At 74.0% G+C, this 11,946-nt stretch carries 10 protein-coding genes; 4 read left to right on the top strand and 6 right to left on the bottom strand.

What is annotated here, in order from left to right:
- Window positions 1-129: 129 nt before the first annotated feature.
- Entirely contained in the window at window positions 130-1,251 is a 1,122-nt protein-coding gene (locus BUE45_RS07605) for a DNA alkylation repair protein (protein ID WP_073376862.1), read from the top strand.
- A gap of 13 nt (window positions 1,252-1,264) precedes the next feature.
- On the opposite strand, the gene BUE45_RS07610 is transcribed toward BUE45_RS07605, so the two are convergent.
- The 6 genes from BUE45_RS07610 to BUE45_RS07635 all read right to left on the bottom strand — a co-directional run bounded on the left by BUE45_RS07610 (window position 1,265) and on the right by BUE45_RS07635 (window position 7,949).
- Window positions 1,265-1,621 (bottom strand): hypothetical protein, encoded by a 357-nt coding sequence (locus tag BUE45_RS07610; RefSeq protein ID WP_073376864.1) that lies wholly within the window; start codon window positions 1,619-1,621, stop codon window positions 1,265-1,267.
- 433 nt (window positions 1,622-2,054) lie between these two features.
- Window positions 2,055-2,690: an MBL fold metallo-hydrolase gene (locus tag BUE45_RS07615; protein ID WP_073376866.1), complete on the bottom strand. Its 636-nt coding sequence runs from the start codon at window positions 2,688-2,690 to the stop codon at window positions 2,055-2,057.
- A gap of 151 nt (window positions 2,691-2,841) precedes the next feature.
- On the bottom strand, window positions 2,842-3,840 hold the full coding sequence (locus BUE45_RS07620; RefSeq protein ID WP_073376868.1) for an adenylate/guanylate cyclase domain-containing protein: 999 nt from the start codon (window positions 3,838-3,840) through the stop codon (window positions 2,842-2,844).
- 123 nt (window positions 3,841-3,963) lie between these two features.
- A complete protein-coding gene (locus BUE45_RS07625; protein ID WP_073376870.1) occupies window positions 3,964-4,326 on the bottom strand; it encodes a PH domain-containing protein in 363 nt (120 codons plus the stop codon).
- A 112-nt stretch (window positions 4,327-4,438) separates the two neighbouring features.
- Entirely contained in the window at window positions 4,439-5,296 is an 858-nt protein-coding gene (locus BUE45_RS07630; protein WP_073376871.1) for a biotin--[acetyl-CoA-carboxylase] ligase, read from the bottom strand.
- Window positions 5,297-5,378: 82 nt separating this feature from the next.
- Window positions 5,379-7,949, bottom strand: coding sequence for a phosphoenolpyruvate carboxylase (locus BUE45_RS07635; protein ID WP_073377451.1), 2,571 nt, complete (start codon window positions 7,947-7,949; stop codon window positions 5,379-5,381).
- 313 nt (window positions 7,950-8,262) lie between these two features.
- Between BUE45_RS07635 and BUE45_RS07640 the strand changes: the two genes are divergently transcribed.
- From BUE45_RS07640 to BUE45_RS07650, 3 genes are all read left to right on the top strand, one after another.
- Window positions 8,263-9,873 carry an acyl-CoA carboxylase subunit beta gene (locus BUE45_RS07640; RefSeq protein ID WP_073376873.1) on the top strand — a complete coding sequence of 537 codons (1,611 nt, stop codon included), beginning with the start codon at window positions 8,263-8,265 and terminating at the stop codon, window positions 9,871-9,873.
- On the top strand, window positions 9,870-10,097 hold the full coding sequence (locus BUE45_RS07645; RefSeq protein WP_073376875.1) for an acyl-CoA carboxylase subunit epsilon: 228 nt from the start codon (window positions 9,870-9,872) through the stop codon (window positions 10,095-10,097). The genes BUE45_RS07640 and BUE45_RS07645 overlap by 4 nt, the downstream gene beginning before the upstream one ends.
- 72 nt (window positions 10,098-10,169) lie before the next feature.
- Entirely contained in the window at window positions 10,170-11,936 is a 1,767-nt protein-coding gene (locus BUE45_RS07650; protein WP_073376877.1) for an acetyl/propionyl/methylcrotonyl-CoA carboxylase subunit alpha, read from the top strand.
- Window positions 11,937-11,946: the final 10 nt, after the last annotated feature.

An 11,946-nucleotide genomic window follows, 5' to 3' on the forward strand; every position in this document is an offset into this window, starting at 1 on the left:
CGACGGGGGGAGGCGTATGCGGCGGAAGGGCGGAACATGCCCGCTCATCCGCTTGATGGCGAATCTCGACTTTTCCCGTGCGGAGGGGCACACTGTGCCCCCTCGGATCGCGGGTGAGGGCGGGGAGCGATGGCGGACGACCACAGCCTCAAACGGCACGTCGGCGGCGGGGCCGCACGGGTGCTGGGCACGGCGATCCGGGAGCGGCTCCCCGGGTTCGACGTGGAGGGCTACGCCGGGGAGGTGGCGGCCCGGGTCGGCCCACTGGAGCTCAAGGACCGGGTGATGGTGATGGCCGAGGGCCTGCGGGCGCGGCTTCCCGCCGCCTATCCCGAGGCCGTCGCCGTGCTCGTGGAGTCCCTGGGCGAGGACCTGGTGGACGGCGCCGGGATGTACGCGCACGGGTTCCACCTGATGGCGGTGGCCCGGTTCGTGGAGGAGTACGGGGTGGCCCACCCCGAGGCGTCGCTGCCCGCCCTGGTGGAGATCACCCGCAGGCACACCTCCGAGTTCGCGGTGCGGCCCTACCTGGTGCACCACCGGGAGGCGGCGCTGGACCTGATGCGCGCCTGCGCCGCCGAACCCGACCCCAACGTGCGGCGGTTCGCCAGCGAGGGGCTGCGCCCCCGGCTGCCGTGGGCGCGGCGGCTGCCGGAGTTCGTCGCCGACCCGGGGCCGGTACTGGAGGTGCTGGAGGTACTGCGCAACGACCCGTCGGCGTACGTGCGCACCTCGGTCGCCAACAACCTCAACGACATCTCACGCGACCACCCCGGCAGGGTCCTGGACCTGGCCGAGCGGTGGACGCGGGAGAGCCCCACCCCCGAGACCGCCTGGACCGTCCGGCACGCGCTGCGCACCCTGGTCAAGCGGGGCGACCCGCGCGCCCTGGCACTGCTGGGCGCCACCGGCGGCGACCGCGTGGGCACCGCGGACCTGTCCCTGTCCCCCGCCGTGCTGGACCTGGGCGGCGAACTCCGGGTGCGGGTGGAGCTGGTCAACACCGACGACCGCCCGCACACGGTCATCGTGGACTACCGGGTGCACTACGTGAAGGCCGACGGCTCCCGCCGCCCCAAGGTGTTCAAGTGGACCACCGTGGAGCTGTGCGCGGGCGAGCGGCGCACGCTGGAGAAGCGGCACCGGGTGAAGCCGATCAGCACCCGCACCCACCACCGCGGCGAGCACCTGGTGGAGGTGCAGGTCAACGGGGTGATCAAGGCGGCGGCCCCGTTCGAGCTGCGGGTGTGAGCGGCCCGGCCGGTCAGGCCCCGGCGGCGATGAGCGGACGCATGTCCAGCCGGTGCACCCCGGCGGGACCCAGGGGGTCCCAGCCGTCGGCGAGCGCGGCGCGAACCGCCTCGGCCACCCGGGCCGGGGTGATGGGCTCGGGCATGGACTCGTCGGGCGAGCAGTCCGTGCAGCAGTAGTGGGACAGCGGGAGCCGATCGCCCAGGGTGACCGAGAGCAGGCGGCCGGGCGCGTCGTCGCGCTCGACCGCGAAGGTCAGCGGGCGGGAGCCGGTCCGGGCCTCGGCGGCGCTGCGGCGGGAGCGGTGGCGCCAGCGGTAGGCGGTGCCGTCGACGGTGATCCTGCGGGTGCCCTTCCTGGGCATGGTCATCGGGGCCTCGTTCGTTCGGGGGGCTGGACGGGCACCACGCTAGGGGCCGCGCCCGGGCCCGCGCCACGGGTTTTCCGGGACCGCGCCGGGCGGGGATCCGCCGCCCGAACAGGCCACGGACCGGGAGTTCCCGTCGAGGACGGCCCCCGCCTCACCGAGGGCCACCGGAACACCCGCCGGGACCACGCCGCCCGCACCAGGCAAGACCCCCCGGCCACGAACCGGGAGGCCGTGCCGGGGAAGGGACCCGCGGTCACCGAAGGCCACCGGCGGAACCACGCCGCCGGCACCGCACGGGACCCCACGACCCCGAACAGACCAGGGACCGGGAAGCCGTGCCGGGGAAGGGCCCCGCATCGACAAAAGCCGCGGGCCGCCGGGACCGTGTCCGCAGGCGCCGCGAAGGGACCCGCCCGCCCGGTCGCCCCGGGGGCTAGAAGCCCCGGGCCGCCCAGTCGTCCAGGTGCGCGGCGGCCTCGGCGATGGTCGTCGACTCCCCGTGCCCGGGGTGCACGACCGTGTCCCCCGGCAGCACGGCCAGGTGGTCGCGGATGGACGCGATGATGGTCGGGAAGTCCGAGAGCGGCTGCCCGGTGGAGCCCGGGCCGTCCGGGAAGAGCGTGTCGCCGCTGAAGACCGCGCCCAGGGCGGGCGCGTACAGGCTCACCCCGCCGGGGGTGTGCCCGGGGGTGTGCAGGATGCGCAGCTCGACCCCGCCGACCTGGAGGGCCTCGCCGTGCAGCAGCGGGGCGTCGGGCTCCTGGTCGGGGTGGACCAGGTGCCAGAGGTCGGCGTCCTCGGGGTGCAGCAGCACGGGGCTGTCGGTGAGCTCGGCCAGTGCCACCGCCGCGTTGATGTGGTCGGTGTGGGCGTGGGTGCACACGATCGCCATCAGCTCCCGGTCGCCCAGCCCGCGGGCGATGGCCCGGTGGTCGTGGGCGGCGTCGATGACGATCGCGCTCTCCTCGTCCCCCACGATCCACACGTTGTTCTCGACCGCCGACTCGACGCCCTCCAGGCTGAGCACCCCCGAGGTGCGCAGGTGCGCGACGGGGTAAGGGTCGGTCATCGAAGCCTCCACCACCTGACGTCCGCTGCTTGCTCCGGTGGCTCAGCCTATCCCGACGGGGGGACGCGCACACGCGTTCGCGGGCGGGGGCCGCGCCGCCGCCGCGCGCCCGGGGTGCTCCCGCGGACCGCCCGGCGGGAGTACCCCCGGGTCAGGCGGTGGTGCCGGGTTCGAAGTTGCGGCGCAGGGCGTACGGCTGGATGAGGCCGAGCCCGTGGGCGTGCCGCGCGCGCACCCTGACCACCTGTAGCCCCTCGGCATCCTCCAGGCTGCGGGCGAGGTCCTCGTCGATGAGGACCGTGCCCGGCCGAGCGAAGGAGGTGAGGCGGCTGGACCGGTTGACGGTGGTGCCGAAGACGTCGCCGTGCAGGGTGAGCACCGGCCCGGAGGACAGGCCGACCCGCACGTCGGGCACCTCCACGTGGGTCTTGACCCCCGAGGCCAGGCGCAGAGCGATGTCGGCGGCCTTGACGGGGTCGTCGGCCACGTAGAGGACCTCGTCGCCGAGGGTCTTGACGACCCGGCCGCCGCCGGAGGCGACGATGTCGGCGGCGGTCGCCTCGAAGCCCTCGACCACCTGGGCCAGCTCGACCTCGTCCAGTTCGCGGCTGAGGGTGGTGAAGGAGACCAGGTCGGCGAACCCGACGATGAGCGGGTAGTAGTTGGGCACCCCGTCGCCGCCGTTGGACATCACCGCCAGGGTGCGGGCCGTGGACGCGGCGAGCTGGCGGCGCCAGATGTGCAGCAGCAGCCGCTCGACCTCGGGCAGCAGCTCCTTGACCTGGTTCATCAGCGGGACGGCGCCCTCGGCGCCCTTCCCCTCGCGAAAGACCAGGGTGCTGAGGATGCTGGTCTGCCAGTCGGCCAGGCGGGCCATGGTCTGGCCCATGGCGCGGGCGAACCGGACCACCGCCTCCTCATCGAGGACGTCCTCGTCCAGGAGCCCGGTGGCCAGCCGCAGGGCCTCGACGTCGCTCTCGGTGAAGATGACGGTGTCGTCGCTCTGGGTGGGAAAGCCCAGGGCGCGCCAGATCCGTCCGGCGAGTTCGGGATCGGATCCGGCGAGTTCGATCGCCTGCTCCCTGGTGTAGACCGCTTCACCGCCCAGGAGAGCGGTCTCGATCACTTTCGGGTCAGGACGCGACGACATACGTTCTCTTTCACGGAACCGTCCCCGCCCGTGCGGGGAGCGAGTACTGGGGTCCACCGCGTCGGTGCCGCGGGGGTCCGCCTCCAGCTTACGCCGGGGGGACGCCGCCGCTCCGGGCGGCCTTCACCGGAGGTCGGAGCGGGTCTGCGGCCGGTGCGCGTCGCTGACGCGCCGGTAGATCTCGGACTGGAACCACTCCGGGCGCGGCACCTTCCCGGGGGTGACGGCCTCCTGTTCGGAGGCGGACTGCACGGTCAACGTGCCGTACCTCATGATGCGTTCCCACACCGACATGCCGAACGCGGCGTCGTCGACCCGGCTCGGCGGCATGTCGCGGCCTTGCCGGGAGATGAGGCCGTCGCGCGTCATCAGGCGGTGGTCGGCGGGGGCGGGGGCGGTGAACTCCTCGATGAGGACGGTCCGGTGCCGGCGGACGACGTGGACGAGTTCCTCGCCGTCGGAGAGGTAGCGGTCCGCGATAGCCATAGGGGGATCATGGCATAGGCGGGTACCGCCCAGAAAGGCCGTGCGCGGGCCTGTGGACGGCGGAGCGCGCAAGTCTGCGCGGAACGCGCGCGTCCCGCGCGCCCCCGCGGCCTCAGACCCCCGGGCGCAGGTGCACGACGTCGCCCGCGCTCAGGGCCCGTTCGCCCCCGGGCCCGTCGACCACCAGGCGGCCCTCGGCGTCGATCGCGCGGGCGACGCCGTCCAGCACGCGGTCGTCGGGCAGGTGGACCCGGACCCGGCGGCCCAGGGTGGTGCAGACGTCGCGGTAGACCGCGGCCAGCCCGCTGCGCTCGGCGTCCCCGCCGGCCGCCGCCCACACCGTGTACAGCTCCTCGAACTCGCCCAGCAGCGAGGCCAGCAGCACGTTCCGGTCGACGTCGGCGGCGCCCTCCCCGCGCAGGGACACCGCGGTGTCCACGGGCAGCTCGTCGCGGCTCTGGGAGACGTTGATGCCGATGCCGGCGACCACCGCCGGGCCGCCGGAGGAGAAGTCGACCTCGGCGAGGATCCCGGCGAGCTTGCCGTCGCCCCCGCCCGGCCCGCTCCGCAGCGTCTCGGGGACCAGCAGGTCGTTGGGCCACTTGAGGGCGGCCTTGACCCCGGTGGTGCGCCGCACCGCGCCGACCGCGGCGACGCCCATCAGCGCCGAGAGCCAGCCCAGCCGGCCGGTCGGCACGGCGGGGCGCAGCAGCACCGAGACGGTGAGCGCGGCGCGCGGCGGGGTGCTGAAGCCCCGCCCCATCCGGCCCCGGCCCGCGCTCTGGTGGTCGGCCACCAGCACGCTGCCGTGCGGGGCCCCGGACCGGCCGCGCGCGGCCAGCTCGGTGTTGGTGGACCCTGCCTCGGGCACCACCTCGATCCGCTCCCACATGCCGCCGGGGCGGATGAGGGCGGCGGTGAGCGCCGCCCGGTCGAGCGGCGGTCGGGGGTAGGGGTCGGGTGCGGCCATGCCCCCATTACAGCAGCGCGGCGGCGGTGGACGCGCCCGGCGCCCCGCCCCGCGGCGTGCGGGGCGGGGCTCCGGTCGGGGGTCAGCCGGTGTTCTGGAGCCCGGCGGCGACGCCGTTGACCGACAGCAGCAGGAGCCGCTCCAGGTGCTGGCGGTCCTCGGGCGACAGCGTCCGCGCGTCCTCCGAGCGCAGCGCCTCCAGGGCCCGCAGCTGGAGGTGGGACAGCGCGTCCACGTAGGGGTTGCGCAGGTCCACCGCGCGCGAGAGCACGCGGCGGTTCTCCAGCAGCCGGGAGTGCCCGGTCACCCGCAGCACCAGGGTGCTGGTGAGGTCGTACTCGTCCAGGACCCGGCGGCTCATCTCGGGGCGGTCGCCCAGGGAGAGGTAGCGCTCCGCGATGGTCCGGTCGGTCTTGGCCAGGCTCATCTCCGCGTTGTCCAGCAGGGACGCGAACATGGGCCACTCGCGGTAGGCGGCCTGGAGCAGCGGCAGGTCGGGGACGGCCGCCAGGCCGGTGCCCAGCCCGTACCAGCCGGGCAGGTTGACGCGGGTCTGGGTCCAGGCGAACACCCACGGGATGGCGCGCAGGTCGCCCAGGCCGCGGGCGGCGCCTCGGCGGGCCGGGCGCGACCCCAGGCGCAGGTCGCCCAGCTCCTCCAGCGGGCTGACCCGGGAGAACCAGGCGGCGAACCCGTCGGCGTTGATGAGGTCGAGGTAGGCCTCCTGGGCGGCGGCCGCGATGGTGTCGGCGTGCGGCCGGTACTTCAGGGCGGCGGAGCGCTCCCGCTCCTGCACCTCGTCGGTGGAGGCCATGAGGACGGCGTGGCCGACCTGTTCGATGTGCCGCCGCGCCAGGTCGGCCTGGCCGTAGCGGGCGAAGATGACCTCGCCCTGCTCGGTGACCTTGAACCGGCCGTCGACCGAGCCGGGCGCCTGGGCGAGCAGGGCGCGGCTGGCCGGCCCGCCGCCGCGGCCCAGCGAGCCGCCGCGGCCGTGGAACAGGGTCAGGCGCACGTCGTGGCGGCGGGCCCAGGAGGCCAGCCGGGCCTGCGCGTCGTACAGCCGCAGGGTGGCGCTGACCGGGCCGACGTCCTTGGCGGAGTCGCTGTAGCCGAGCATCACCTCCACGCGGCGCCCGCTCTGCTCCAGGCGCTCCCGTACGGCCGGGATGTCGAGCATGCCGTCCAGGACCCCGGGCGAGGCGTCCAGGTCGGCGCCGGTCTCGAACAGCGGGATGACGTCCAGGACGGGGCGGCGGTCGGCCGGGAGCGCGTACCCGGCCAGCTCGTACACGGCGGCGATGTCGTCGGCCGAGCGGGTGAAGCTGACGATGTAGCGGCGGCAGGCCTCCACCCCGAAGCGCTCCTGGATCCAGGAGACGACCCGGATGGTGTCCAGGACCTCGCGGGTGCGCTCGGACAGCTCGCCGTCGGGGCCGTGCTCGCGCACCTCCTCCAGCGCGGCGGCGTGCACCTCGCTGTGCTGGCGGATCTCCAGCTCGGCGAGGTGGAACCCGAAGGTCTCGGCCTGCCAGACGAGGTGCTGGAGCTCGCCGTAGGCCTGGCGGTTCGCCCCGGCACGGGCCAGGGAGCCCTGGACGGTGCGCAGGTCGGCGAGGAACGCCTCGGCGTTCGGGTACGCCAGGTCGGCGTCGCGCTCGCGGGTGGCGCGCAGCCGGGCGGCGGCGTACAGCAGGAGCTGGCGGTGCGGCTCGTTGGGCGAGCGGTCGGAGATCTCCGCCAGCAGCGACGGCTGTCCGGCGCGGGCGGAGGAGAGCGCGTCGAGCAGCTCCGGGGAGCCGGGGGTGAGGTTGCCGTAGGCGGTGAGGGTGCGGGCGATCCGCTCGGCGGCGCTCTCCAGGCCGCGCAGCACGTGGTCGGACTGGATGCGCACGGCCTCGCGGGTCACCTCGTGGGTGACGAAGGGGTTGCCGTCGCGGTCGCCGCCGATCCAGGTGCCGTAGCGGACGAACGGCACGGCCCGGGGCGGGCGGACGCCGGTGCCCTCGGGGTCCAGCGCGCGGTCCAGGGCCCGGTAGACGTGCGGGATGACGGCGAAGATGGTCTCGTCGAAGGCGGCCAGGGCGGTGCGCACCTCGTCGAGCGGGTCGAGCCGGGTGTAGCGCAGCTGGGAGGTGCGCCAGAGGAGGTCGATCTCCTCCAGCAGGCGGCGGTGCGCCTCGGCGGCCTCGGTCCCGCCCTCGTGCGCGGCGTGCCAGGCGTCGAGCTGGGCGCTGATCCGCAGGATGGAGGTGGAGACGGCGCGGCGGCGGGCCTCGGTGGGGTGGGCGGTGAGCACGGGGTGGAACTCCATGCCCGCGACCAGCTCGTCAAGGTGCTCCTCTCCCCCGGCGCCCTCGCGCACGGCGCGGACGGCCGCGGCCAGGGACTCCCGGGACGGGTTGGCGACGTCGTCGCGCTCGCGCAGGGTGCGCATGCGCTGGTGCTCCTCGGCCAGGTTGGCGAGGTGGAAGTACACGGTGAAGGCGCGGGCGACCTGCTTGGCCCGTTCGAGCGGCCAGGCCGCCACCAGCGCGGTGATCTCCTCGCCGGAGACGGCGCCGTCGCGGGCGCCGATGACCGCGTGCCGGAGTTTCTCGACATCGGCGAGCAGATCCTCGCCGCCGCTCTCCTGGAGCACGGTCCCGAGCATCTCACCGAGCAGCTTGACGTCATTCCTGAGCTGTTCGGGCACTTCCTGGCGCGCACTGGCGCGTTCTGCGCTTACCGCTGTCATAGGGCAGACACTACAGAGAACACTTGTTCCGGAGGGTTCTCGGGGGCGCATTTCCGAGCCTTTGCCGCGACGTTAACAATTGTTCCGAAAAAGCGCCGAATTCACACCGGGTCACGTTTCCCGGGTCCCCCCGGGGCGGCGGGGCCGCCGAGCGAAACCGAACGCTACTCGCTAGTAACCACGGGGCGCGTCGTCGGCGGCGACCCCGGCGGAGTTAACCTGCGTAGTTATGGCCACCGAAGCCCCTGAACCACTGCCCGCGGACGAGATCGACATCCACACCACCGCGGGCAAGCTCGCCGACCTGCGGCGACGACGCTACGAGGCGGTCCACGCGGGATCCGCGCGCGCCGTCGAGAAACAGCACGCCAAGGGCAAGATGACCGCCCGCGAACGGATCGACGCCCTGCTCGACCCGGGGTCGTTCGTCGAGCTGGACGCCCTGGCGCGCCACCGCTCCACCAGCTTCGGGCTGGACGCCGACCGCCCCTACGGGGACGGGGTCGTCACCGGCCACGGAACGGTCGACGGGCGGCCCGTCGCCGTGTTCAGCCAGGACGTCACCGTCTTCGGCGGATCGCTCGGGGAGGTCTACGGCGAGAAGATCTGCAAGGTCCTCGACCACGCCCTCACCAACGGGTGCCCCGTCATCGGCATCAACGAGGGCGGCGGGGCCCGCATCCAGGAGGGCGTCGTCTCCCTGGGCCTGTACGCCGAGATCTTCAAGCGCAACACCCACGCCTCCGGCGTCGTCCCGCAGATCTCCGTGATCATGGGAGCCGCCGCCGGCGGCCACGTCTACTCCCCCGCCCTCACCGACTTCGTCGTGATGGTCGACCGGACCTCGCAGATGTTCATCACCGGACCCGACGTCATCAAGACCGTCACCGGCGAGGACGTCTCCATGGAGGAGCTGGGCGGGGCGCGCACCCACAGCACGAGGTCGGGCGTGTCCCACTACATGGGCGCCGACGAGCAGGACGCCCTCGACTACGTCAAGGCCCTGCTGTCGCACCTGCCCGGCAACAACCTGGAGGACGCGCCGGCCCTGGCCCCCGAGGAGGACCCGGGCGAGGAGGTCAACGACGCCGACCTGGCGCTGGACACCTTCGTCCCCGACTCCGCCAACCAGCCCTACGACATCCGGACCGTCCTGGGAACCGTCCTCGACGACGGGGACTTCCTGGAGGTCCACGCCATGTTCGCCACCAACATGGTGGTGGGCTTCGGCCGCGTCGACGGGCGCTCCGTCGGCATCATCGCCAACCAGCCGATGAGCCTGGCCGGCTGCCTGGACATCGACGCGTCCGTCAAGGCCGCCCGGTTCGTGCGCACCTGCGACGCCTTCAACGTCCCGGTGCTCACCTTCGTGGACGTGCCCGGGTTCCTGCCCGGCACCGGCCAGGAGTGGGACGGCATCATCCGCCACGGCGCCAAGCTGCTCTACGCCTACGCCGAGGCCACCGTGCCGCTGATCACCGTCATCACCCGCAAGGCGTTCGGCGGCGCCTACGACGTCATGGGCTCCAAGCACCTGGGCGCCGACGTCAACCTCGCCTGGCCCACCGCGCAGATCGCCGTCATGGGCGCCCAGGGCGCGGTGAACATCCTGCACCGGCGCACCCTCGCCGCCGCCGACGACGTGGAGGCCGAGCGGACCCGGCTCGTCGGCGAATACGAGGACACGCTCCTCAACCCCTACTCGGCGGCCGAGCGCGGCTACGTCGACGGGGTGATCCTGCCGTCCGAGACGCGCGTCCAGATCACCAGGGCGCTGCGCGCGCTGGCGGGCAAGCGCAGACAGCTGCCGCCCAAGAAGCACGGGAACATCCCGCTGTGAGCGCGCAGAGCACACCGCCGCACCTGGTCGTCGTCCGAGGCGAGCCCACCGACGAGGAACTCGCCGCCCTGACCGCGGTGCTCGCCGCCCGCGCCGCGGCGGCGCGGGCCGGGGCACGGGTCCCGGCCGCGCCGGAGCGCACCTCCGCCTGGCGCGACCGCGCCCGGGGCCTGCGCGCCCCGCTGCGCCCGGGCCCCGGTGCCTGGCGCACGAGCCTGCGGTGACACCCCACAACTCAGACTCCAAGAGGAGCGGTCGGCGCATCCGCCCCACCCGACAGCAGAAGGATCTCCACCGTGCGTAAAGTTCTGATCGCCAACCGCGGCGAGATCGCCGTGCGCATCGCGCGCGCGTGCCGCGACGCCGGGCTGGGCAGCGTCGCCGTCTACGCCGAGCCCGACCTGGACGCGCTGCACGTCAAGGTCGCCGACGAGGCCCACTCCCTGGGCGGGTCAACCCCGGCCGACTCCTACCTGGACATGGGCAAGCTCCTGTCCGTCGCCGCCGCCTCGGGGGCCGACGCCGTGCACCCCGGCTACGGGTTCCTCGCGGAGAACGCCGACTTCGCCCGGGCGGTCATCGACGCCGGGCTCACCTGGATCGGGCCGCCCCCCGCCGCGATCACCGCGCTGGGCGACAAGGTGCAGGCCCGCCACATCGCCCAGAAGGTCGGCGCCCCGCTGGTCGCGGGCACCCCCGACCCGGTGGCCTCCGCCGACGAGGTCGTGGCGTTCGCCCGGGAGCACGGGCTGCCCATCGCCATCAAGGCCGCCTTCGGCGGCGGCGGGCGCGGGCTCAAGGTCGCCCACACCCTGGAGGAGGTCGCCGACGCCTACGAGTCGGCGGTACGCGAGGCCGTCACCGCGTTCGGCCGCGGGGAGTGCTTCGTGGAGCGCTACCTGGACAGGCCCCGGCACGTCGAGACCCAGTGCCTGGCCGACTCCCACGGCAACGTCGTGGTGGTGTCCACCCGTGACTGCTCCCTCCAGCGCCGCCACCAGAAGCTGGTGGAGGAGGCGCCGGCGCCGTTCCTGACGCCGGAGCAGACGGAGAGCCTGTACTCCGCGTCCAAGGCCATCCTCAAGGAGGCCGGGTACGTGGGCGCGGGCACCTGCGAGTTCCTCGTGGGCGTGGACGGCACCATCTCCTTCCTGGAGGTCAACACCCGCCTCCAGGTCGAGCACCCGGTCACCGAGGAGGTCACCGGCATCGACCTGGTGCGGGAGATGTTCCGCGTCGCCGACGGCGAGGAGCTGGGCTACGGGGACCCGGAGGTGCGCGGGCACTCCTTCGAGTTCCGGATCAACGCCGAGGACCCGGGGCGCGGCTTCATGCCCGCGCCGGGCACCATCACCGAGTTCGTCCTGCCGGGCGGGCCGGGGGTGCGCGTGGACACCGGCTGCGAGGCGGGGTTCACGGTGCCGCAGGCCTTCGACTCCCTGGTCGCCAAGCTGGTCGTCACCGGGCGCACCCGCACCCAGGCGCTGGAGCGGGCGCGGCGGGCGCTGGCGGAGTTCACCGTCGGCGGGATGCCCACGGTGATCCCCTTCCACCGCGCCGTGGTGGAGGACCCGGCGTTCGCCCCGGCCGACCCGGACGAGGCGTTCGGGGTGCACACGCGCTGGATCGAGACGGCGTTCGACAACCGGATCGAGCCCTGGTCGGGCGCCCCGGGCGAGGCGGGGCCGGTCGAGCGCGAGACCGTGACCGTGGAGGTCGGCGGCCGGCGCATCGACGTCGTCCTGCCCGCCTCCCTCAACGTCGGCGCCGCGCCGGCCGCCCCGGCGGGCGGGCGGCGCAAGCGCGCCTCCCGGTCCGGCGGCGGCTCCACCGCCGCCGTGAGCGGCGACGCCCTGGTCTCCCCGATGCAGGGCACCGTGGTCAAGGTCGTGGCCGCCGAGGGGCAGGAGGTGGCCGAGGGCGACACGGTCGTGGTCATCGAGGCCATGAAGATGGAGCAGCCGCTGACGGCCCACCGCCCGGGCACCGTGACCGGCCTGAAGGTCACCGCGGGCGAGGCCGTGGGCAGCGGCGCCGTCGTCTGCGAGATCAAGGACGCGTAGGGCCCGCGCC

The sequence above is a fragment of the Nocardiopsis flavescens genome (assembly GCF_900141985.1).
Classification (GTDB): domain Bacteria; phylum Actinomycetota; class Actinomycetes; order Streptosporangiales; family Streptosporangiaceae; genus Nocardiopsis; species Nocardiopsis flavescens.

Coding starts and splice junctions, on each gene's coding strand:
- BUE45_RS07605 (WP_073376862.1), top strand. CDS start 130: ATGGCGGACGACCACAGCCTCAAACGGCACGTCGGCGGCGGGGCCGCA.
- BUE45_RS07610 (WP_073376864.1), bottom strand. CDS start 1,621: ATGACCATGCCCAGGAAGGGCACCCGCAGGATCACCGTCGACGGCACC.
- BUE45_RS07615 (WP_073376866.1), bottom strand. CDS start 2,690: ATGACCGACCCTTACCCCGTCGCGCACCTGCGCACCTCGGGGGTGCTC.
- BUE45_RS07620 (WP_073376868.1), bottom strand. CDS start 3,840: ATGTCGTCGCGTCCTGACCCGAAAGTGATCGAGACCGCTCTCCTGGGC.
- BUE45_RS07625 (WP_073376870.1), bottom strand. CDS start 4,326: ATGGCTATCGCGGACCGCTACCTCTCCGACGGCGAGGAACTCGTCCAC.
- BUE45_RS07630 (WP_073376871.1), bottom strand. CDS start 5,296: ATGGCCGCACCCGACCCCTACCCCCGACCGCCGCTCGACCGGGCGGCG.
- BUE45_RS07635 (WP_073377451.1), bottom strand. CDS start 7,949: ATGCTCGGGACCGTGCTCCAGGAGAGCGGCGGCGAGGATCTGCTCGCC.
- BUE45_RS07640 (WP_073376873.1), top strand. CDS start 8,263: ATGGCCACCGAAGCCCCTGAACCACTGCCCGCGGACGAGATCGACATC.